This is a genomic window from Nioella sp., from assembly GCF_965215655.1.
In the GTDB taxonomy this organism is placed as follows: Bacteria; Pseudomonadota; Alphaproteobacteria; order Rhodobacterales; family Rhodobacteraceae; genus Nioella.
In genome coordinates, this window is record NZ_OZ244111.1 from 2,530,898 (window position 1) to 2,552,477 (window position 21,580).

Below are 21,580 nucleotides of genomic sequence, written 5' to 3' on the forward strand. Positions count from 1 at the left end.
CGGGCCGGAATGACGGTGACCCTGAAGGATGTGGCAGAGCGGGCGGGTGTCTCGCGCTCGGCGGTGTCGCGGACGTTCACACCCGGCGCATCGGTTTCCGCCAAGACCCGTTCCAAGGTCGAACAGGCCGCGGCAGAGCTTGGATACGCGCCAAGCGCGCTGGCCTCGGGCCTGTCCACCGGGCGCACCAAGTTGATCGGCCTGGTGTCCAACAACTTCCGCAACCCGATCTTTCTGGAGGTCTTCGACCTGTTCACCCGCGCCATTCAGGACCGGGGATTGCGCCCGCTGCTGGTGAACCTGTCGGAGGATTCGGACCCCGGGGCCGCCATTCGCATGTTGCGGCAATACTCGGTGGACGCGGTGATCGTGGCCTCCTCTACCCTGACGCCGGCCTTTGCGGAGGACTGCAAGGCAGCGGGATTGCCGGTGGTGCATGCGTTCGGCCGGGCCACGGAACAGCCAAAGGTCCCGGTTGTCGGCATCGACAATGTGGAAGCCGGGAGGATGGCCGCGCGGGCGCTGCTTGCAAGGGGCTATCGCGATATTGGCTTTCTGGGCGGACCAGAGACGGCAACCACGACGCAGGACCGGCTGGAGGGGCTTCGGCAGGAATTGTTGGGCCATGGCGGGATTCGCCTGAGTGAAAGCTTCGCAGGCGGATATTCCCACGATGCCGGCGCGACGGAAATGGCCCGCCTGATTGCAGCCGGCCCCCTGGCCGAGGCCTATTTCTGCGGTGATGACGTGGTTGCCATCGGCGCACTCAGCGCCCTGCGCGCAGCTGACCGTAACGTGCCGCGTGATGTGGGGCTGATCGGGTTCAACGATATGGACGCGGCCTCCTGGGGGCTGGTGAACCTGACCACCATAAGGCAGCCCCTGGATGCGATTATCGCCACATCTGTTGAGACAGCTATCACCCTGTCAGAGCATCCCGATGTGAAGCCGGTTCAGAAACTTCTGTCCCTTTCCCTAATCGAACGCGGCACACTTAAAGGTTGCATCTGATCACAGGGATCGCGTCAATATGGGCAGGGTTCATCCCGAGGAGCCACCCAATATGACGTTCAAGTCGGTCCTTTTCTTCGCCATTCTGGCGCTCATGCCGATGCCGGCGCACGCTCAATCAGAACCTGACCTGACCGAAATTGTGGCGCTTTGGCTGTCTGGCAATGACGCTGAGAGCCTCCCGGCACTCTCCCAAATGTCCCAGGCCGGGGATCGCGATGCTCAACTTCTGCTGGCCAGGATCGAAACCGGCGATCTGGGGCCGTCGCCCTACAGATTGTCGCTGCCAAGAGAAACCTCGCGCACTCTCTTCCGCGCGGTTGGCCCGGACGACCGGTTCGGCAGAAGCTGGCTGGCCGTCGCGGCCCGCTCTGACGATGCGCGGGCCCAAGCCCTGGCCACTGCGGACCGCCCCGGCGTAACGCTGGACCGGATCGCCGCCCTTCACCGGTTGGGCGAAGCGCAGGCCGCCCATCACGCCACGCAGATCCTTGCCCTTTATGGAGATGCGGCAGACCGGGCGGCGCTGTCAGGCAGCGGTTTGGTTCTCGAGGAACTTACCCCCTATCTCGACTATCTGAGCGGCCCACCGGAACCCCGTGGAAACGGGCTTGCGGCACTTAGATACATAACCGGTCTGGATGCTGACGCCACGGACCCGGACGCGCGCGGCATGGCCGAACTGCTGGCCCTGGGGCATGGTTTCGGGGACACCGACCCTGACAATCGCTGGCGAGGCGCCGTTGAGAGTTGGGTCATGACCTCGCCGCATACAGCCCCAATCGCCCGGCTCTGCCATGCTGCCTGCCCAGAGGAGGACGTGCCTGCCTGTGCCTTCGCCCTCATGTCCGCCACCGGGGGCTATTACGAGGTCATCCGACTCGACAGCCCGCTGGAGACGGTCATCCCGCAGGCTGATTTTCTTGCCAGCCGCCGGGCGGAACTGATGGCCCTGCGCCGAGCTGTTCTTGTCCGGCGCGAGACAAATCTGGGCTTTGTTGCGGAATGGGAAGAGATTGCCCCGCTCTCCGTCTGCGCCGCCCGGATGATCATCGAGGAACGACAAAACTATGGCGGGCTGGCAGATGGCTGACCCAGTCACCTCACCCGGAGGTTGGCGCGGGGAAGGCCCTTCGAAGGGCCTTTAAGCGCGTTTTCAAAAACGCGTCCCCGCGCTGCACTCACCCCTGGCGGAACATCGGCGGGCGGGCATCGACCCACCGGCCATCCGCCTTGCCGCTCTCGGCCACGGCGAAGACAGCCGCCATTGACCGCAATCCATCCTCGGCCCGTGGATAAAGATCGGCGGCAGGATCCATCGCGCGACCTTCCTTCTCCGCCCGGATCGCCTCGGCCAGATCCCGATAGATATTGGCGAAGGCCAAAGGCATGCCCTCGGCATGGCCCACGGTCACGCGGCTCGACCGGTCGGCCTCGGGTGACAGGCCCCCTTCCCCGCGTTCGATCACCTGCAAGCGCCCCCGCAGCGGCATCCAGTACAGCTGGTTGGGCTGTTCCTGGCTCCAGCGCAGGCCACCGTTTTCCCCGAAGACCTGAAGGGTCAGACCGTGCTGGCGGCCAAGCGCAACGGATGAGGTCCAGAGCCGCCCCACGGCCCCGCCATCGAAGCGCAGGTTGACCATTGCGTCATCTTCCAGCTCTCGGCTGGCGATGCAGCTGACCGTATCGGCAGACAGGCGATCTGCTTCCTGACCAATGACAAAGCTCGCCATATGCAACGCATGGATGCCGCAATCTGCGAATTGGGCGGATACGCCCGCCTGCGCCGGATCATAGCGCCAGCGCACCCGCGGGTTGTCGGCATCGGCGGCATCGGCGTGGTGGCCATGGGCGAACTCTGCCTTCACCAGCCGGATCGCGCCCAGATCACCGCGTGCCACCATCGCCCGCATGTGCCGGACCAGCGGATAGCCTGTATAGCCGTAGTTCACCGCGCAGATGCGTCCCGTGTTGCGGGCGAGTTTCACGATCTCTTCGCCCTCTTCGACGGTCATGGTCATGGGCTTTTCGCACAGCACGTGGAACCCTGCCTCAAGGAAAGCCTTCGTGATCTCGAAATGGGTCGCATTCGGCGTGGCCACGGTCACGAGGTCAATCCGATCCTCCCGGCCCCTCTCACCCTCCAGCATCTCGCGCCAGTCGCCATATGCACGGTCTGCCGCGAGCCCGAGCCGCCTGCCATAGTCGCGACCCACATCGGGGCGGTGATCCAGCGCGCCCGCCGCGAAGGCAAACTCACCGTCGAGCCCCGCCCCCAACCGATGCGCCGGGCCGATCTGGCTGCCTTCACCGCCGCCGATCATACCCCAGTTCAGTTTTCCCATGGCAGTTCTCCCTCAGTCAAAGCCAATGGATGTCAGATAGTCCCGGTTCGCCTTTGCATCGGCGATCGGGGAAATGTCCAGTGTCGGGTCGCAATCCTGCTCGACCGTGCACCAGCCGCGATAGCCGCGTTCCACCAACAGGCGCCGCACGGCCTGAAAATTCACGTCGCCCTTGCCCAGATTGCAGAAGATGCCCTGCCCGCAAGCCTCGTAAAAGCCGGTCCGCTTCGCGATCACATCGGCTTTTACACGCGGGTCAATGTCCTTGAAGTGGATATAGCTGATCCGGTCCATATGCCGTTTCATGAAAGCAATCGGATCATAACCCGCATAGGCGTGATGACCGGTGTCCAGGCAGATCTTCAGAAGGCCAGGATCGATCTCGTCAAGCAGCCGCTCCAGTTCCGGCTCGAAATCAATGAAGCCGCCCGCATGGGCGTGGATCGAGACATCGAGTCCGTAGACCTCTGCCGCCATCCTGGCAATCGTCACGATTCGGTTGCGAAAGGCGGTCCATTCCGCGCCATCCATCTGCTCGGCCTCGGCTGCCCGGCCCGCCGTTGGCGCCCGCCGGGGAGAGATCGCGTCGATCAGCACCAGATGCTTCGCACCGAGAGAGGCGAGCGCCTTGCAGGTCCGCTCGGCCCCATCGACCACATCCATCCACTTGTCAGGGTCATGAAAGGGCCGGTAGACCACGCCGCCGATCAGGGTCAGCCCATGGTCTTGCAGCGCTTCGGCCAGCACCTGCGGATTTTCCGGCATGTAGCCGACAGGCCCTAGTTCGATGCCCTGATATCCTGCCTCGGCGCATTCCCTCAGCACCTGCCGCCAGGGCGGGTTGCGCGCGTCGTCGGGGAACTCGACGCCCCAGGAACAGGGCGCATTGCCGATCTGGATCATGCCCTGCCCTCAGAATTCGGATGGCGCCTGCCAAGTGCGCGTGGCATCGGACGCCCGCGCCGCGGCAATGACCTGATGCACCTCCAGCCCGGCCTCGAATGTGGGCCAGACAGCCTGACCGGTGTCGATGGCGGTCAGGAAATCATGCGCCTCGATAATGATCTGGTCCTGATAGCCGGTGCCATGCCCCGCCCCCTGACAGAAGGGCAGATAGTCGGGGTGATCGGGTCCGGTCAGGATCTTGCGAAAGCCCTTCTGGCCGTCCGGGTCATCCTTGCGATAGAACCAGATGGCGTTCTGATCCTCCTGATCGAAGCGGATCGCGCCTTCGGTTCCTGTGATCTCGTAGCCATAGCCCATCTTGCGACCGGTCGCGACGCGCGAGGCGTGGATATGGCCGACGACGCCGCTCTCGAACCGCACCATCATCTGCACCTGATCGTCATTCGTGACCGGAATGCCGTTGCGATCGGGGTAGACGGTTTCCATGACCGCATTCAGTTCCGCAATCGGCCCCATCAGCGCCAGGGCCGCGTTGATCGGATGCGGGGCGAGATCGCCAAGACAGCCATTGGCCTCGCCCTCGCAGCGCCAGGCGGGGGTTTTCTGCGCAATGTGGAAGTCCTCCTCGTGGAAGCAGCGGAACCCGGTAATGCGGCCAAGCGCGCCCTCGGACAACAACTGCCGCACATATTGGGATGCAGGCGTACGGATGTAGTTATAGGCCACCATGTTGGCCACGCCCGCCGTTTTCGCCGCCGCCACCATGGCCCGCGCCTCGGACACGTCGAGCCCCATCGGTTTCTCGCACAGTACCGGCTTGCCCAATGCCAACGCCGCCTCCGCGATCTGCAAATGGGTGTTCTGGGGCGAGGCAATCACGACGGCATCCACGGATGGATCGGAAACCAGATCGCGCCAATCCTGCGCGGCGCGGGCGAACCCGAAGGCCTGCGCATAGCGTTCGGCGCTGGCCTGAGACGAGGCCGCGATGGCCGCAAGGCGCGGCTTCAGGCGGGTTTCGAACACAGCACCCACAGACGCAAAGGCCACCGAATGGGCCTTGCCCATATAGCCGCCCCCGACGATTCCGATCCCGATCTGGTTCATGGTTTCGGCCTCTCTCATTCGCATATTGCAACCGGTTGCAAAATTGTTATCCTGAGTGCATGCTTCATGCAACCATGAATTCGGAGGGACGGGGAAATGACAGGTCTAGCGCGGCTGTCCGGTAAATCCTTTCTGGTGATCGGGCGAGCGGGCATGGATCTCTATGCCGACCCGCCGGGCGCGCGGGTGGAAGAGGCCACCGCCTTCACCACGGCCCTCGGCGGGTCATCCGCGAACATCGCCGCCGGGTTGTGCCGGTTGGGGTGCAAGGCTTCACTGGTCACGCGGGTGTCCGATGATGCAATCGGGCGCTACTGCCTGAACCAGCTCGACGCCTACGGCATCGACCGCACCCATGTGCATCTGGAAGGTGGCGAAGCGCGCAATTCTTTGGCCGTCGTGGAAACCCGGCTCGAAGACACCCAATCGGTGATCTACCGCAACGGCGCGGCGGATTTCGAGATGACCTTGGCGGATGTAGAGGCGGTGGACTACAGCGCCTATTCCGCCCTCGTCACCACTGGAACCGTCTTGGCCGCAGAACCCTCCCGCAGCGCCTGTTTCCGGGCCGTCGATCTGGCCCGCGCCGCCGGTCTGCCGCTGATCTTCGATGTGGATTACCGGCCCTATTCCTGGGCTTCTGCCAGCGAGGCCGAAGAGGTCTACTCCCGCGCCGCCGCGCTTTGCGACATCATCATCGGAAATGACGTGGAATTCGGCTTCATGGCGGGCGGTATCGAGAAAGGGCTCGACAAGGCCCGGTCGCTGATCAGCGAGGGCGCGCAAATCGTCGTCTACAAGATGGGCGAAAAAGGCGCGATCACGATCACCGCAGAAGGCGAAATGCAAACCGGCATTTACGACACAAAGGCGCTTAAACCCACCGGCGCGGGCGACAGTTTCATGGCCGGGTTCCTCGCGACGCTGGCCGCTGGCAGCGATGCCAGAACCGCCGTGCAAACCGGGTCCGCCGCCGCCGCAATCGTCGTCTCTCGCGTTGGCTGCGCCCCCGCCATGCCCACCCCTGAGGAACTGGCCCGTTTCATGGCCGCTGCCACCCCATAAGAGGATATCGCAATGCACATCCCCCCGTTCGACAATCAAAACAAGGCCATAGTAGACGTGGATGACGCCCATGTGCCGCTGACCTATTTCAATATCGTCAAGCTGAAGGCCGGCGAGACATTCGATTATCGGCTGGCTGGCTACGAGACCTGCGTCGTGCCTGCGACCGGCACGGTGACCGTGGAATGCGGAGGCGAAACCTTCACCGACATCGGCAACCGGGGCGCGGATGTCTGGGACGGGGAGCCGGAGGGCGTCTATGTGCCGACCGATATCGGTTGCAGGATCACCGCCCGGACCGACACGGAGACTTTCATCGCAGGTGCGAAATACGCTGAGACGCTGAAACCCTTCGCCGTGCGCAAGGGGGAGCTGGACCTCGTTCAATACGGGTCGGACGACACCAAGACGCACCGCAAGATCAAGCATATTCTGGGTGCGGGCCATCATGACAGGGTCGGGCGGCTGCTGGTCAGCGAGCTGTTCACCGTCGGCGCGGGCGGCTGGTCGGGCTTTCCCAGCCACAAGCACGATACCGACCGGCGCGACGACAGCGAGGAACTGATCGAAACCCGTCACGACGAATGCTACAACTTCCGCTTCAAACCCAATTACGGCTCAGGCCTGCAAATGCTGCAGCGGGTCGATAACGAACCGGGGGACGCCTATCACATCATGGATGGGTCCACGGTGCTGATCGACAAGGGCTATCATCCCTGCTGCGCTCTGCCGGGCTACGAGATGTACTATTTCACCATCCTCGGCGGGCTCAGCCAGCGCAGCCTGAAGCAGTATTTCCAGCCCACCCATGCCGAGCAGCTGCACACCATCCCCGGCATCATGGACATGGTGGCTAAGTTCAAATGACCCGCGCGACGCTGTCGGAGGTTCTGCAACCGGCCCTGACGGGTGGCTATGCGATCGCTGGCGTGGTGTGCCTTGGCTGGGAGGACGCCCGCGCCTATGTGGCCGCGGCGGAGGCTGAGGGCGCGCCGCTGATCCTGCAAGCCGGTCCCGGCGCACGGGCCCATACCCCCCTGCCCGTCTGGGGCGCGATGTTCCGGGAACTGGCAGAAGGCGCGTCGGTCCCCGTGGTCACGCATCTGGACCATGGCACCGATGAAGAGGACTGCCGGATCGCCATCGCGGAAGGCTTCACCTCGGTCATGTTCGACGGCTCTCGCCTGTCGCTGGAGGACAACATCGCCGCCACCGCCCGCATCGCGGAGCTGGCCCATGCGGCAGGCGTCAGTTGCGAAGGCGAGATCGGCTTCGTGGGCTATGCGGCGGGCGAAGCCTCTCGCGGGACCGACCCGCAGGAGGCGGCGCGGTTCGCGCGGGACACCGGCGTCGATGCGATGGCGATCTCCGTGGGCAACACCCACTTGCAGACCTCGGCGGGCGACGGGCTGGACGAGGCGCGGATCGCCGAAATCGCGGCCCTGACCCAAACTCCGCTGGTCATCCATGGCGGATCGGGCGTGCCGCATAATCAGCGCCGCCGCCTCGCCACCGGAACCAGTATCTGCAAGTTCAATATCGGCACGGAACTGAGGCAGGTCTTCGGTGCAACCATCCGCCAGAGGCTGGCCACGGAACCGGAAGTCTACGACCGTATCGCCATCCTCTCGGCCCTGCACGACCCGCTATGCGAGGCCGCGCAGGCGGTCATTAGGGGGCTTCGCCCCTGACAGGCCGCCAAAACGGACCCGAGTGAAACGAATGGACATGAGGCTGATACGAGCGGCCATGGCGATACGCAGCCATCCTGACTAGGTTGATCCCGACCTAGCCAGAGAAGAGCATCCCATGACCGTAGCCCTTGCCCCGAGAACCGTCCTCATCGCAGGTGCGACCGGCTATCTCGGGCGGCACCTTACCGCCGAATATGCGCGCCGTGGCTGGCGTGTGCGCGCCCTCGTGCGCCGCGATACCGACCTTCCCGCCGAGTTGGTCCATGCCGAAGCCACCCGGCCCGAGACGCTGACGGGCTGCATGGAGGGCGTCGACCTGGTGATCTCTGCCCTCGGCATCACCCGCCAGACCGACGGGCTGACCTATCGCGACGTGGATTATCAGGCGAATGCCAACCTGCTGGAGGAAGCGCTGCGCGCGGGCGTGGACCGCTTCGCCTATATCCACGTGCTGAATGCTGACCGCATGCCCCATGTACCGCTGGTCGCGGCCAAGGCCGCCTTTGTGGACCGGCTTCGGGCCAGCCCCGTGGCCTCGACCGTGATCGCGCCCTCCGGCTATTTCTCGGACATGGGCGATTTCCTGTCGATGGCGCAGGCCGGGCGGGCGTGGCTGTTCGGGGACGGTCAGCACCGGCTCAACCCGATCCACGGCGCGGACCTTGCCGCCGCGACAGCCGAGGCGATCGCGGCGGGGCGCGACTGGCTGGACGTGGGCGGGCCCGAGATTTTCACGCATGAGGCCCTAGCACGGCTGGCCTTCGCGGCGCTGAACCGGCCCGCGCGCATCACCCGCCTGCCGGATGCCCTGCGCCGGGCCGCGCTCCGCCTGCTGCCCTGGGTAACGCCCGTGCGCGTCCACGGGCCGGCGCAGTTCTTCCTGACCGCCATGGGCGGCGACATGGTGGGCGAATGCCATGGCACGAAACGACTGGCCGACCACTTTCTGACCCTCTCGGCGAACAGCGAAAGGATGACCCCATGACCCTGATCAAGACCGGAGGCTTCGCTGCCCTTGTCAGCGCCCTGACCTATGTCGCGGGATTTGCCCTGCTGCTGACGCTGCTGGCCCCGCTTGGCTTTGGCAGCAACCAGATCGACGCGGAGGCGGTTGTGGCCTTCATCGCCGAACAGCCGCACCTGCTGATCGCCTGGAACAGCACGATCTATATTGCCAATGCCATTGCCCTCGTCCTTCTGGTTCTGGCTGTCCATGACCTGTTGCGGAAAGCGACTCCCGGATGGGCGGAAGCCAGCCGCGCCTTCGGGCTGATCTGGGCGGCGCTCGTGCTTGGCGCGGGCATGATCGCCAATGTCTCGGTCGAGACGGCCCTGAGCCTGTCGCAAACCGACACGGAGGCCGCCGCAGAGGCCTGGGCGCTGCTGCACGCGGTCGAGCTTGGGCTTGGCGGCGGCAACGAAATCGCGGGTGGCGTCTGGCTGCTATGCGTCGGGCTGGCGGCATTGCGGGCCCGTGCCCTGCCCCGGGTGACGGCGCTTTTGGCGGCTCTGGTCGGGGCGGCGGGCCTGTTGACCGTCATTCCGGCCCTGGGCGAACCGGCCGGAGCCCTGTTCGGCGTCGGAGCAATCCTGTGGTTTCTGCTGGTAGGTCTGGCTCTTTTGCGCCACATCCCCCGGGGGCGTGATTTGCAATCCCCATAGCTTTATCCTATGTAAAGGTTTCGAGCCCAAGAAAAACAAAAGCCAGAGCAGTCGTTTAACCAATATGGTCGATTTTTTGAAGAAAGCCTGGAGCGAAGTGCTCCATCCCATGCTGCAACGCCCCAAGCGATTGCAGGTGGCTGCGCTGTGCTATCGCACGGACGAACAGGGGAAAAAGGTTCTTCTGGTCACCAGCCGTGGCACCGGCCGCTGGATCTTGCCAAAAGGCTGGCCCATCAAAGGGTTGGACGCCGGTGAAGCCGCGCTTCAGGAAGCTTGGGAAGAGGCTGGAGTGCGCAAGGGCTCGGTCGATGGGAACGCAATCGGCACCTATACCTATGACAAGGACCTCGACGAGGGCTGGAGCATAGAGATCGAGACACTGGTTTACCCGGTCGAGGTCGAGGATATGCGCAAGGACTTCCCCGAGGCGCATCAGCGCAAACGAACATGGGTAGAGCCATCGGAAGCGGCCAACATGGTCCGCGAGCCGGAGCTTCAGTCGATCCTGAGGGATTTGTAACAGTTTTGCGAAGAATTTGTAACAAGGGCGGTTGATTTGCGACACGCTCTTGCATAGGCCCGTCCCGCAGAGCGAGGGGAGCCTGAGGCATGAGCAACGATTCCGGCGACAGCCGTCACCTTGAAACACTGGACCGGGATCTGCACAGGCTGTCCTACCTGGAATCCGCCACCAGCTATGTGGCGCGGCCGATGGTCGGGCCGGGTGTCGCCCTGATCTTCATCGTGCTGGCGGGGCTGATGGCCGCGATCTTCTTCGGGCAGGACAGCAACGGCATGATCGTCGTCGTGGCCGCAGGCTTCGGCGCTTACATGGCGATCAATATCGGCGCCAATGACGTGGCCAACAACATGGGCCCCGCTGTGGGGGCCAATGCGCTGACCATGGGGGGCGCGATTGCCATTGCCGCTGTCTTCGAAAGCGCGGGCGCCTTGATCGCGGGCGGCGATGTCGTCTCGACCATCGCCAAGGGCATCATCGAGCCGGAATCCATGGTCACCGCCGAGATCTTCATCTGGGCGATGCTGGCCGCGCTTCTGTCCTCCGCGCTTTGGGTGAACCTCGCCACCTGGGTCGGCGCGCCGGTTTCCACCACCCATTCGGTCGTGGGCGGCGTGATGGGCGCGGGCATCGCGGCAGCTGGCTTTACCGCCGTGAACTGGCCCACGATGAGCGCGATTGCCGCCAGCTGGGTGATCTCGCCGGTTCTTGGCGGGGGCATCGCGGCGCTGTTTCTGTGGTTCATCAAGGCCAACATCATCTACACCCCCGACAAGATCGCCGCCGCCCGTAAATGGGTGCCGGTTCTGGTCGGTATCATGGCGGGCACCTTCGCCGCCTACCTGGCGCTCAAGGGCCTGAAACACCTGATGCGGGTGTCGCTTGGGCTGGCGCTTTCCATCGGGGTTGGCGTGGCGATCGTGACCTGGCTCGGGATGATCCCGGTCATCCGCAAGCAGTCCGAAGGGCTGGAGAACCGCAACAAGTCACTCAAGGTCCTGTTCGGCATTCCTCTCGTGGTCTCCGCCGCGCTGCTCAGCTTTGCCCATGGGGCCAACGATGTGGCCAATGCGGTTGGACCGCTTGCCGCCATCGTGCAGGCCTCGCAGTCAGGCGATTTCACGCAGGCGGTGAGCATTCCCACCTGGGTGATGATCATCGGCGCTTTCGGCATTTCCTTCGGGCTGTTCCTGTTCGGACCAAAACTGATCCGCATGGTGGGCAGCCAGATTACCAAGCTCAACCCGATGCGCGCCTATTGCGTGGCGCTGTCTGCCGCAATCACGGTGATCGTGGCCAGTTGGCTCGGCCTGCCGGTCAGTTCCACCCATATCGCCGTGGGCGGGGTCTTCGGCGTGGGCTTCTTCCGGGAATGGGACGCCGAACGCCGCCTGCGCCTGGCGCGCGGAAACATGCCCGACGAAAACCGCATCGCGCCCGAGGAACGCCGCCGCCGCAAGCTGGTGCGCCGGTCGCATTTCATGACCATCGTCGCCGCCTGGGTGATCACGGTGCCAGCGGCAGCGATCATGTCCGCCGTCCTGTTCTTCGGCATTCAGGCGGTTGTCGGCTAAGGCGGGTCAGCGATAGGTGCGATCCTCGATCGGGGTCGCTTCGATCTTGTCGAGCAACCGCGTGAGCAAGGATTCCTCGGCCCGGTTCATCCGGGTCCGGGGGTTCCAGACCACATGCACATCGACCGCGGGCGGGTTGTCATAGGGGGGCAGCCGCCACAACAGCCCGTCCTGCACATCGCGCGCCGCGACATGCACGGGCAGCGGCCCGATGCCGAGCCCCGCGACGATCATCCGGCGGACCTCTTCCAGGTGGCTCGACGTGCCGACCACCTGTTCCCCGATGTCGGATTCCGCCCGAAGAAGGGCCACGGGTTTCAGCACATCCTGTAGACGGTCGGTCTGGAAACTGACGGTGTTGTGACCCGAAAGGTCCGCACGGGTCAGGCCCCGCTTGCCGAAAAGTGGATGCGGCGGGCCGCAGAAGAGGCCAAAGAATTCCCGATAAAGCCTGCGATATTCCAGTTTCGGGTCCATGTCGCGCACGAGGCAGATCGCGAAACTGGCGCTGCGCGCGCGCACGGCAGCGATGGTCTCGGCACTTGTTCGCACATCGAAGGTCAGTGTGGCCTTGGGATGCGCGGCGTGGAACTCCGCCAGCGCGGAATCGAGCAGCGGGCAGACCACGTGACTGGCCAGTGCCACCTGCACATGGCCCCGCACCTCGTCGGTCATGTCGCGCATGAGCGTCGTCAGCCGCAGGATGGAGCCCTGGATATCCAGCGCCTCGGCAAAGAGTCTCTCTCCCGCCTCGGTCAACCGGAAATGCCCCGGCTTGCGGTCGATGAGCTTGCGGCCCAACCGATCCTCCAACCGTTGCAACGCGGCCGAAACCGAGGGCTGCGCCAGATTCAGTCTGCGCGCCGCATCGGTGATCGAGCGCGACTGCGCCAGAACCACGAATGTGCGCAGCAGGTTCCAGTCCAGTTCCCGCAGGATCCTGTCCGGGGAAAGGCGCGCATCCTCCATGCCATAGACCTCATCTATTGTTAGAATACCAATTATCTATTTGATCTATGCATAGCGGCTTTCCATGCTCAGGCCAATCCCGCACCCGAGGAAGCGCATGTCCATCGAAGCCCGCGAGGCCCGCCAACCCTGGATCCTGCTGTCACCGACGCTGACGGTGATCACGCTTCTGCTGATCGTACCGGTGCTGTTCATCGTGGTCTATTCCTTCTGGCTGCGGACCTCCGTCGGCGATGTGCAGCCGGGTTTTTACCTCGACAACTGGGCTGACACGCTGACCGACCGCTTCTATCGCGACATCCTTCTGACCACCCTGCGCATCGCCGCAATCACCACGGTGGTCTGCGCATTGATGGGCTACCCGGCGGCCTATTTCATCGCCCGCGCGAAAAGCAACAAGGCGCTGCTGTTGCTGTTGCTGATGCTGCCCTTCTGGATCAGCTACATCATCCGCACCATGAGCTGGATCTACATCCTCGGCACCAACGGCGCACTGAACACCGCGCTGCAATGGCTGGGGATCACGGCGGAACCGATCCAGATGCTATATAACGAAACCACGGTGATCCTGGGCCTCGTGCACTTCCTGCTGCCCTTCATGGTGCTCAATGTCTATGTCAGCCTCGACGGCGTCGATGAGACACTTGAGGACGCGGCAGGCTCGCTCGGTGCCACGAAGTGGCAGAGCTTTCTGCAAGTCACCCTGCCCCTGTCGCTGCCGGGCCTCGCGGCGGGCAGCCTGCTGTGTTTCGTGCTTGGCGCGGGCACCTACATCACCCCCGCCGTCCTTGGCGGGCCGCGTGACGCGATGTTCGCGAACCTCGTCTACGAGGCGATCATCATCCAGCTCAACTGGCCCCTTGGTGCGGCCCTGTCGCTGCTGCTGCTGGCGGTGCTTGGCGCATTGGTGATGATCTACAACCATTTCCTCGGCCTCGGCCAGTTGATGAAGGGGCTTGGCTGATGGGATGGTCATTGATCCGGTTCTGGACCCTTCTGGTCTATCTGTTCATGTTCCTGCCGATTGCGGTGGTGGTGCTGCTGGCGTTCAACGCCAACCAGTTCGGGTCTTTCCCGATGACGGGCCTTTCGCTGCGCTGGTTCGATGAGCTGTTCCAGAACGAGGCGATCCTGCGGGCCCTGCGCACCTCGCTGACGCTTGGCGCGCTGACGGCGCTGATTTCCACCACATTGGGCGTACTGGCGAGCCTCGCGCTCGTGCGCTACGACATCCCGTTCCGCAACACGATCTCTACCATCCTCATTGCGCCCATTCTGGTGCCGGAGGTCGTGCTGGCCGTTGCGCTGCTGCTGTTCCTGCAATTCCTCGGCATCCACAAGAGCTTCACGCTGCTCCTGTTCGGGCATGTCATCTTCACCCTGCCTTTCGTGATCCTCGTGGTGCAGGCGCGCCTTGTGGGCATCCGCCGCGACGTGGAAGAGGCCGCGATGAGCCTTGGCGCCTCGCCCATTCAGACATTCTTCACCATCACCCTGCCGCTGCTGACACCCGCCGTGGCCGCTGGCGGGCTGTTCGCCTTCACGATCAGCTTCGACGACATCACCGGCACGCTGTTCTGGAAACCGGGCGGCGTGGAAACCGTGCCCACCCAGATTTTCGCCATGCTGCGCAATTCCATCAGCCCCGAGATCAACGCCCTTGGCACGCTGATGATCCTGATCACCGCCGGGCTGCCCCTGATCGGGCTGGCCATATCCCGGAAACTCGCCATGCGGCGGGACCGGGCGGAATGACCCAATAAAAACAAGAACCGAGTACCAAAATCCTAACCCAGACCTCACCAACAGGGAGATCGACAAAATGGACAATACCACACGTTATCAAAGGCTTCTGGAGCGCTATCAGAACGGCGACCTGGAACGCCGCAGTTTCCTCGGCCTCATCGGCGCAGCGGGTCTGGCCTATGGCGTGCAGACGCCCTTCGCCCGCTATGCCAACGCGCAGGAGGTGACTCAGGTCCGCTTCGACGGGTGGGGCGGCATTGTGTCCGAGGCCTTCCGTGAACACGCCTTCGCCCCCTACACGGCGGCCACAGGCATTGAGGTGGTCGACGGCACCTTCGGCGGCGGCGACGAATACCTTGCCCGCGTGCGCACCAGCCAACCCGGCGAATACAACATCGCCCACCTGTCGGGCGTGTTCGACTATGCGCGCTATCACAATCTTGGCCTGTCGGTGGAACTGAATGAGGCCAACATCCCCAACCTCCAGCTTTGCATCCCGGCCCTGTCCAACGCGTTCCGCGCGATCAGCGGCGGGTCGCTGTCCTGCGTGCCCTATGACTATGGCACCACCGGCATCGCCTATAACCGCGCCTATATCTCGGACGAGGAAGCGCAGGCGCAGGGCGCAGGCCTTCTGATCAACCCCGACTATACCGGCAAGATCGGTGGCTGGGCCGACTGGCGCACGCGCATCTGGTACGGCGCGTTGCAGACCGGGCAGGATCCCAACAACATCACCGATATCGAGGCCGTCTGGGACGCCGTGCGCCAGCACCGCGACCTCGCCTTGCGCTACTGGACGTCGGGCGCGGAACTGATGAGCCTCATGGCCGAGGAAGAAATCCACGTGACCGAGGCGTGGTCGGGCCGCATCTTCGCTCTGCAGGAACAGGGCCACGACATCGGCTATATCGACCCGCCCAACGGGTTCGGCTGGCAGGAATGCCTGTTCGTGATCGCGGGCTCGCCCATGGAGGCCTGCGAGGAGCTGCTGAACTTCATGCTGGAACCCGCGACCTCCATCGCCGTGGCCGAAGGGCAGAACTATCCGCCCGCGCTCGACCCGACGCAGGTGGATCTGGGCGATAAGATCCCGACCCTACCGGCCTTCGATCCGACCGGCACCCTGTCTGGGCTGACCTTTGCCAATCCCGATTACTGGAACGGCAACGAACAGGAATGGTCGGAAACCTTCAGCCGCGTCCAGCGCGGATACTGAGACTGACACTCGGGGCGGCGCTGCCTGCGCCGTCCCATCCCCTTTCCCGAAAGGATCCCCCTCGTGAGCGCCGTCACCCTGAGCAATATCTCCAAGCAGTTCGGCAGCTTCACCGCCGTCGAGCCGATGTCGCTGGAAATCCCTGAAGGCCAGTTCGTGACGCTTCTGGGCCCCTCGGGCTGCGGCAAGACCACCACGCTGCGTATGATCGCGGGGCTTCTGGACCCCACGGGCGGCGAGATCACCATCAAGGGCCGCCGCGTGAACGACCTGCCCATTCACAAGCGCAACCTCGGGATCGTGTTCCAGAATTACGCGCTATTCCCGCACAAGACGATTGCCGACAATGTGGGCTTTGGCCTGCGCTACAGGAACGTCCCGAAAGAGGACGCCGCCCGCCGCGTGCGCGAAGCGCTGGAGCTTGTCCAACTGCCCCATGTGGCCGACCGCTATCCCTCTGCGCTCTCTGGTGGACAGCAACAACGGATCGCGCTGGCCCGCGCCATCGTGATCGAACCCGACGTGCTGCTGCTGGATGAGCCGCTCTCGGCGCTTGACGCCAACCTGCGCGAGGATATGCGGGTGGAGCTGAAGAAGATCCAGCACCGCATCGGCGTGACCTCCATCTTCGTCACCCATGACCAGGCCGAGGCGCTGGCCATGTCCGACCAGATCGTGGTGATGTCCGATGGCCGCGTCGAACAGGTCGGCCCGCCGGAGGCGGTCTACAATGCCCCCGCCAGCGAATTCGTGGCGAATTTCCTCGGTGCCTCCAACATTCTGCCGGGCCAGTGCACCGGTCGGCAGAATGGCACCGTGGTGATGGACACGCCGCTTTTCGGCACCATCCCGGTTCCGGCGGAGAAAGCGCCGAACCTGCCCGGAGCGGGCGCTGCGAAACTGGTGCTGCGGGCCGAGAAACTGCAACTGGTGCCCGAAGGACAGGCCGACCCGGACCAGATCAGTGCCGAGGCTGTCGTCGAAACCGTAGACTACCAGGGGCAAGCCGTGCGTTACTTCGTGCGCAGCGGCGACACTCAGCTACAGGCCATCAACATGATCGACACACGGCCCTTCGCGGAAGGCGACTCCGTTTCCATTCAGTTCCGCCCGCGCGACTGCGCCGCCCTGCCGGGGGCCTGACAGAATGGCCGGGGAGGGAAAGAGCCACCTGTTCTACCAGGGTCGCGGGCGCAAGCCGGTGCTTGATCAGGCGCGCGGCGTCTACATGTGGGACACCGAGGGCAAGCGCTATCTCGACGGGTCGTCGGGTGCCATGGTCTGCAATATCGGCCATTCCAACGACAATGTGCTGGAGGCAATGCGCCGTCAGATGGAGCGGTCGACCTTCGGCTACCGACTGCATTTCGAAACCGAGGCGTCGGAGACGCTGGCCGCCAAGACGGCGGAACTGACGCCGGAAGGTCTCGATAAGGTGTTCTTCGTGTCCGGCGGATCGGAGGCCGTGGAAAGTGCGATGAAGCTTGCCCGGCAATACGCGGTGGCAACGGGCGAGGCGCGCCGATGGAAGGTGATCAGCCGCGCGCCCTGCTATCACGGCTGCACAATAGGGGCGCTCGCCATCACCAGCTACACGCCGCTGACCCGCCCGTTCGAGCCGATGATGCAGGCGATGCCCAAGGTGCCCGCCCCGCGTGCCTATCTCGACGGGCTGGACCCCGAGGAGGAGGCGACCGGCCACCATTACGCGGACATGCTGGAAGCGAAGATCATCGAGGAAGGCCCCGAAACCGTGCTGGCCTTCATCGTCGAACCCGTCGGGGGCGCGTCCACGGGCGCGCTTGTCCCGCCTGCGGGCTACATGGAGAGGGTGCGAGAGATCTGCACGCGGTACGGCGTTCTTCTGATCTTGGACGAAGTCATGACCGGCGCGGGGCGCACCGGCAGGTTCCTTGCCGGGGACCATTGGGGGATCACCCCCGATATCATCGTCATGTCAAAGGGGTATGCGGCGGGCTACGTCCCCCTCGGGGCCATGGTCGCCCATGAACGCCTTGTCGAACCGGTGCTGGACGACGGCGGGTTCCAACACGGGTTTACCTATGCGGGCAACCCGCTGGCCTGCGCCGCCGGGGTTGCCGTGCTGTCGGAGATTGACCGCCTGAACCTGTGCCACAATGCCGAGGTCATGGGCATGGGCCTCAAGGCGCGACTGAAGGGGTTGATGGACCGCTATCCCATCATCGGCGACGTGCGCGGCAAGGGGCTGCTGCTGGCCTTCGAGTTCATGGCAGACCGCAAGACCAAGGCCCCCCTGCCCGCCGAATTGCGCGCCTTCGACCGCTTCGTGCAGATCGCCTACGACAACGGCCTCATCGTCTATTCCCGCCGCACCCGTGACGGGACGGAGGGCGATCATATCCTCGTCTGCCCGCCGATGATCGTGACGGAAACGCATCTCGATGAGATCACCCATATGCTGGACCGGTCGCTGAGGCAGTTCACAGAGGAAATCCACCACAAGCTGCCAAGAACCGCCTGAGGCCCCATGTCCAAGATCATCATCACCTGCGCGGTCACGGGCTCTATCCATACCCCTTCCATGTCGCCTTATCTGCCTGTCACGGCAGAGGAAATCACGGATCACGCGGTTGGCGCGGCAGAGGCAGGGGCGTCTATCCTGCACCTCCATGCCCGCGACCCGCAAACCGGCCAGCCCTCGGCAGAGGCGGATCACTTCATGGGCTTCCTGCCGCGCATCAGGCAGGCGACGGATGCGGTTCTGAACATCTCCACCGGCGGCAGCGCGGTGATGACGCTCGATCAGCGCCTTGCCGCGCCGAAACGGGCAGAGCCCGAGATGTGCAGCCTCAACATGGGGACGATGAACTTCGCGCTCTACCCGGCGGTGGAGCGGATCAGCGAGTGGAAACATGACTGGGAGGAACCTTTCCTGCGCAATTCCGACGACCTCGTCTTCAAGAACACGCCGCGCGACATCGCCCGCATCCTGACCGAGATGGGCGAGGAGCGTGGCGCGCGGTTCGAGTTCGAATGCTATGACGTGAGCCACCTTTACATGCTGCGCCACTTCATGGATCGCGGGTTGGTCAAGGCCCCGGTCTTCATCCAGTTCGTATTTGGCGTACTTGGCGGGATCGGCCCGGACCCGGAAAACCTGACGCATATGAAGCTGATCGCGGACAAGCTCTTCGGCTCGGACTACGCCTTTTCCGTGTTGGCCGCGGGCCGTCACCAGATGCCGCTGATCACCATGGGGGCCACCATGGGTGGCCATGTCCGCGTGGGGCTGGAAGACAGCCTGATGATCGCGCGGGGGCAGTTGGCGAAGACCAACGCCGAACAGGTCGCCAAGATCCGCCGCATCGTCGAAGACCTTGGCCGCGAGGTCGCCACCCCTGCCGAGGCCCGCGAGATGCTGGACCTCAAGGGCGCGGACCGGACGGCGATCTGAGCCATGGGAAACGTGACGATCCGGCCCGTGGAAGAGGCTGACCTGCCGATGCTCGACGGGGCGCTGAGAATGCTCTCGGACGATCTGGTCGACACGCATCGCGCGACATTGGAGGCGCTGCGAAAGGCCGGGTTCGGCCCCTGCCCCGCCTTCCATGCGCTGCTTGCGCTGTCGGGGGACACGGCGCAGGGGGCTGTCATGTTCTCGCCCGTCTTTTCGACCGTGCGAGGCATGCCGGGGCTTTATATTTCTGATCTCTGGGTGTCGGCGCAGGCGCGCGGCACGGGGCTTGGGCGGCGGTTGCTGGCGGCGGCCTCGGCGCGCGCCGGGGCGCTGTGGGGGGCGGGGTACCTGCGGCTTGATGTCTATGACAGCAGCCCGGAGGCCATTGGATTCTATACCAAACTTGGCCTTGCACCGATGGAGGGGCAGCGCACGCTGGCCCTGTCAGGCGCAGGCTTTGCACAATTGAAAGGTGAGGCATGAAAGCGATCTTCGACGCGCGGCAATGGCGCCACGACCCCAGGTATTTCATGGCGAACGGGGCGATCCTGCCCAACCCCGAACAGCCCGCCCGCATCGACATCCTGAAAGCGGGGGCCGAGGCGGCGGGCTGCGTCTTCGAGACACCGGACGACGCGGGCCTCGGTGCGATTGCCGCCGTCCACACGGCGGAATATCTGAGCTTCCTGCGCCATATCTATCCCCGATGGCAGCGCATCGACGGCGCGGGCGAGGAGGTGATCCCGAACATCCACCCGGCAAACCGGACCGACGGCTACCCGAAATCCGCCGTGGGGCAAGCGGGCTACCACCAGGCCGACACCGCCTGCCCCATTGCGGAAGGCACATGGGAAGCGGCCTACTGGTCGGCGCAATCGGCCATCGCGGGGGCGGATCTGATCGCGGGCGGCGAGCGCGCGGCTTATGTCCTGTCGCGCCCGCCGGGGCACCACGCCTTTGCCGACCTGGCGGGCGGGTTTTGCTTTCTCAACAATTCCGGGATCGCCGCAGAACGGTTGCGAACCAAGGGGTTGCGTCCTGCCATCCTCGACGTGGACGTGCATCACGGGAACGGGACGCAGGGCATGTTCTACCGGCGCGGCGACGTGCTGACCGTGTCGATCCATGCCGATCCCGAGCGGTTCTACCCGTTCTTCTGGGGCCATGCGCAGGAACGCGGCGAAGGCGAGGGCATGGGGGCGAATCTGAACCTGCCGTTGCCGCGTGGCACCGGGGATGGCGACTACCTGCGGACGCTTGATACGGGCCTCGACAGGATCGCCTCATTCGGGGCCGATGTGATCGTCGTGGCGCTTGGGCTGGATGCCTATGAAGGTGATCCGTTTCAAGGGCTTGGCGTCACCACGCCCGGCTTTGCCCGGATCGGCGCGGCAATCGCGGCAACGGGGTTGCCGGTGCTGTTCGTGCAGGAGGGCGGCTATATCTGCGAGGGGCTCGGGGCGAATCTGACCAGCGTATTGGGTGGTTTCCTGGACGGCTGAGATCAGCCTGCCAGAACCTCCCAGACCAGCTTGACCGACACCCCGGCCAGCGCGATCTCGACCAGCAGGAAGAAAACCCGCTCGGGCAGCAGACGGGCGATCTTCGCCCCGCTCCATGCCCCGGCAAGCGCGCAGGGGATGAGCCAGACCGCCTGCCCGAAACTGTCCCAGGTGATCTGGCCGGCGACGATATAAGGCGGCACTTTCAAAAGGTTGACAGCCGAAAAGAAGATCGTGGTGGTACCCAGATAGGTCAGCTTGTCGAGCCGCTGCGGCAGCACATAAGCCTGGTAGGGCGGGCCGCCCGCGTGGCTGATATAGCTGGTCAGCCCCGACAGCGCCCCCCAGATCAGCCCGCGCGGCATATCGGCGGGTTTGGGCGGAAAATCCCGTTTGGACAGGCGCCGCCGAAGGGAATGCAGCAGGTAGGACAGGGCGATCCCGGCCACCAGCAGCTTGATGGCATCGCCGGGCACGTAGGAGACGGCAAGAAACCCCAGACCGACCCCGCAAGCCCCGGCAGGCAAAAGGATTTTCAGGTTGCGGACCGAGAAGGCCTTGCGAAACAGGTAGACCGCATAGATGTCCGTTGTGATGTAGATCGGCAGCAGCAGACCCGCCGCAAGCGCGGGGTCCATGAAGAGCGACAGAAGCGGCACCGATAGGATCGCGATCATCGGCACGCCGCCCTTGGACAGCCCCATCAGGAAGGCCGCCAGCCCCGCCACGATCCAGAATTGCGCCAGCTCGGCCATGTGCCCGCCCTTGCTTGTTCTGCCCCGGGCCTAAGGGGGTCGCGGCGCGGGTGCAAGGGGCGA

Annotated in this window: 22 protein-coding genes; 17 read left to right on the plus strand and 5 right to left on the minus strand. The window is 64.2% G+C overall.

All coding sequences use genetic code 11. The annotated features are described in order from the left end of the window. The first annotated feature begins 9 nt into the window (after positions 1–9). Together ACOOEX_RS12635 and ACOOEX_RS12640 are read left to right on the plus strand one after the other, a co-directional pair. Complete coding sequence (locus ACOOEX_RS12635; RefSeq protein WP_420395161.1) at positions 10–1,011, plus strand: LacI family DNA-binding transcriptional regulator; 1,002 nt, start codon at positions 10–12, stop codon at positions 1,009–1,011. 52 nt (positions 1,012–1,063) lie between these two features. Beyond that, positions 1,064–2,104 carry a hypothetical protein gene (locus ACOOEX_RS12640; RefSeq protein ID WP_420395162.1) on the plus strand — a complete coding sequence of 347 codons (1,041 nt, stop codon included), beginning with the start codon at positions 1,064–1,066 and terminating at the stop codon, positions 2,102–2,104. 88 nt (positions 2,105–2,192) lie between these two features. Here the strand turns inward: ACOOEX_RS12640 and ACOOEX_RS12645 are convergent, their stop codons facing one another. Genes ACOOEX_RS12645 through ACOOEX_RS12655 form a run of 3 tightly spaced genes read right to left on the minus strand, consistent with a single transcriptional unit; the run spans position 2,193 to position 5,369 of the window. Next, complete coding sequence (locus ACOOEX_RS12645; RefSeq protein WP_420395163.1) at positions 2,193–3,356, minus strand: Gfo/Idh/MocA family protein; 1,164 nt, start codon at positions 3,354–3,356, stop codon at positions 2,193–2,195. 12 nt (positions 3,357–3,368) lie between these two features. Then, the gene (locus ACOOEX_RS12650) at positions 3,369–4,259 is read right to left on the minus strand and encodes a sugar phosphate isomerase/epimerase family protein (RefSeq protein ID WP_420395164.1); all 891 of its coding nucleotides are present in this window, start codon (positions 4,257–4,259) and stop codon (positions 3,369–3,371) included. A 9-nt stretch (positions 4,260–4,268) separates the two neighbouring features. Continuing rightward, the gene (locus ACOOEX_RS12655; protein ID WP_420395165.1) at positions 4,269–5,369 is read right to left on the minus strand and encodes a Gfo/Idh/MocA family protein; all 1,101 of its coding nucleotides are present in this window, start codon (positions 5,367–5,369) and stop codon (positions 4,269–4,271) included. A gap of 96 nt (positions 5,370–5,465) precedes the next feature. On the opposite strand from ACOOEX_RS12655, the gene iolC reads away from it, so the two are divergent. The 7 genes from iolC to ACOOEX_RS12690 all read left to right on the plus strand — a co-directional run bounded on the left by iolC (position 5,466) and on the right by ACOOEX_RS12690 (position 11,887). After that, entirely contained in the window at positions 5,466–6,434 is a 969-nt protein-coding gene (gene iolC, locus ACOOEX_RS12660) for a 5-dehydro-2-deoxygluconokinase (RefSeq protein ID WP_420395166.1), read from the plus strand. Positions 6,435–6,446: 12 nt separating this feature from the next. Continuing rightward, positions 6,447–7,301 carry a 5-deoxy-glucuronate isomerase gene (locus ACOOEX_RS12665; RefSeq protein WP_420395167.1) on the plus strand — a complete coding sequence of 285 codons (855 nt, stop codon included), beginning with the start codon at positions 6,447–6,449 and terminating at the stop codon, positions 7,299–7,301. After that, positions 7,298–8,125: a class II fructose-bisphosphate aldolase gene (locus ACOOEX_RS12670; protein ID WP_420395168.1), complete on the plus strand. Its 828-nt coding sequence runs from the start codon at positions 7,298–7,300 to the stop codon at positions 8,123–8,125. The genes ACOOEX_RS12665 and ACOOEX_RS12670 overlap by 4 nt, the downstream gene beginning before the upstream one ends. A 118-nt stretch (positions 8,126–8,243) precedes the next feature. Continuing rightward, a complete protein-coding gene (locus ACOOEX_RS12675; protein ID WP_420395169.1) occupies positions 8,244–9,113 on the plus strand; it encodes an SDR family oxidoreductase in 870 nt (289 codons plus the stop codon). Beyond that, positions 9,110–9,790 carry a DUF4386 family protein gene (locus tag ACOOEX_RS12680; RefSeq protein WP_420395170.1) on the plus strand — a complete coding sequence of 227 codons (681 nt, stop codon included), beginning with the start codon at positions 9,110–9,112 and terminating at the stop codon, positions 9,788–9,790. The genes ACOOEX_RS12675 and ACOOEX_RS12680 overlap by 4 nt, the downstream gene beginning before the upstream one ends. Positions 9,791–9,854: 64 nt before the next feature. Next, the gene (locus ACOOEX_RS12685) at positions 9,855–10,313 is read left to right on the plus strand and encodes an NUDIX hydrolase (RefSeq protein WP_420395171.1); all 459 of its coding nucleotides are present in this window, start codon (positions 9,855–9,857) and stop codon (positions 10,311–10,313) included. Positions 10,314–10,402: 89 nt separating this feature from the next. After that, positions 10,403–11,887, plus strand: a complete 1,485-nt coding sequence (locus tag ACOOEX_RS12690) for an inorganic phosphate transporter (protein WP_420395172.1) — start codon at positions 10,403–10,405, stop codon at positions 11,885–11,887. A 6-nt stretch (positions 11,888–11,893) separates the two neighbouring features. Here ACOOEX_RS12690 and ACOOEX_RS12695 read toward each other — a convergent pair whose 3' ends face one another. Next, the gene (locus ACOOEX_RS12695) at positions 11,894–12,856 is read right to left on the minus strand and encodes a LysR family transcriptional regulator (protein ID WP_420395173.1); all 963 of its coding nucleotides are present in this window, start codon (positions 12,854–12,856) and stop codon (positions 11,894–11,896) included. 97 nt (positions 12,857–12,953) lie between these two features. Here ACOOEX_RS12695 and ACOOEX_RS12700 point away from each other — a divergent pair, with 97 nt between their 5' ends. The 8 genes from ACOOEX_RS12700 (at position 12,954) to ACOOEX_RS12735 (ending at position 20,762) form a co-directional block, all read left to right on the plus strand. Continuing rightward, positions 12,954–13,820 (plus strand): ABC transporter permease, encoded by an 867-nt coding sequence (locus ACOOEX_RS12700; RefSeq protein ID WP_071691375.1) that lies wholly within the window; start codon positions 12,954–12,956, stop codon positions 13,818–13,820. Then, a complete protein-coding gene (locus tag ACOOEX_RS12705; RefSeq protein ID WP_420395174.1) occupies positions 13,820–14,611 on the plus strand; it encodes an ABC transporter permease in 792 nt (263 codons plus the stop codon). The genes ACOOEX_RS12700 and ACOOEX_RS12705 overlap by 1 nt, the downstream gene beginning before the upstream one ends. Before the next feature lie 67 nt (positions 14,612–14,678). Then, positions 14,679–15,821, plus strand: coding sequence for an extracellular solute-binding protein (locus ACOOEX_RS12710; RefSeq protein ID WP_420395175.1), 1,143 nt, complete (start codon positions 14,679–14,681; stop codon positions 15,819–15,821). Positions 15,822–15,884: 63 nt separating this feature from the next. Beyond that, entirely contained in the window at positions 15,885–16,964 is a 1,080-nt protein-coding gene (locus ACOOEX_RS12715; RefSeq protein WP_420395176.1) for an ABC transporter ATP-binding protein, read from the plus strand. A 4-nt stretch (positions 16,965–16,968) separates the two neighbouring features. Next, positions 16,969–18,324, plus strand: a complete 1,356-nt coding sequence (locus ACOOEX_RS12720) for an aspartate aminotransferase family protein (RefSeq protein ID WP_420395177.1) — start codon at positions 16,969–16,971, stop codon at positions 18,322–18,324. Positions 18,325–18,330: 6 nt separating this feature from the next. Continuing rightward, the gene (locus ACOOEX_RS12725) at positions 18,331–19,257 is read left to right on the plus strand and encodes a 3-keto-5-aminohexanoate cleavage protein (protein ID WP_420395178.1); all 927 of its coding nucleotides are present in this window, start codon (positions 18,331–18,333) and stop codon (positions 19,255–19,257) included. A gap of 3 nt (positions 19,258–19,260) precedes the next feature. Then, positions 19,261–19,743 carry a GNAT family N-acetyltransferase gene (locus ACOOEX_RS12730; RefSeq protein ID WP_420395179.1) on the plus strand — a complete coding sequence of 161 codons (483 nt, stop codon included), beginning with the start codon at positions 19,261–19,263 and terminating at the stop codon, positions 19,741–19,743. Next, complete coding sequence (locus ACOOEX_RS12735; protein WP_420395180.1) at positions 19,740–20,762, plus strand: histone deacetylase family protein; 1,023 nt, start codon at positions 19,740–19,742, stop codon at positions 20,760–20,762. Before ACOOEX_RS12730 ends, ACOOEX_RS12735 begins: the two co-directional genes overlap by 4 nt. Positions 20,763–20,764: 2 nt before the next feature. Here ACOOEX_RS12735 and ACOOEX_RS12740 read toward each other — a convergent pair whose 3' ends face one another. Beyond that, positions 20,765–21,517, minus strand: a complete 753-nt coding sequence (locus ACOOEX_RS12740; protein WP_420395181.1) for a sulfite exporter TauE/SafE family protein — start codon at positions 21,515–21,517, stop codon at positions 20,765–20,767. Positions 21,518–21,580: the final 63 nt, after the last annotated feature.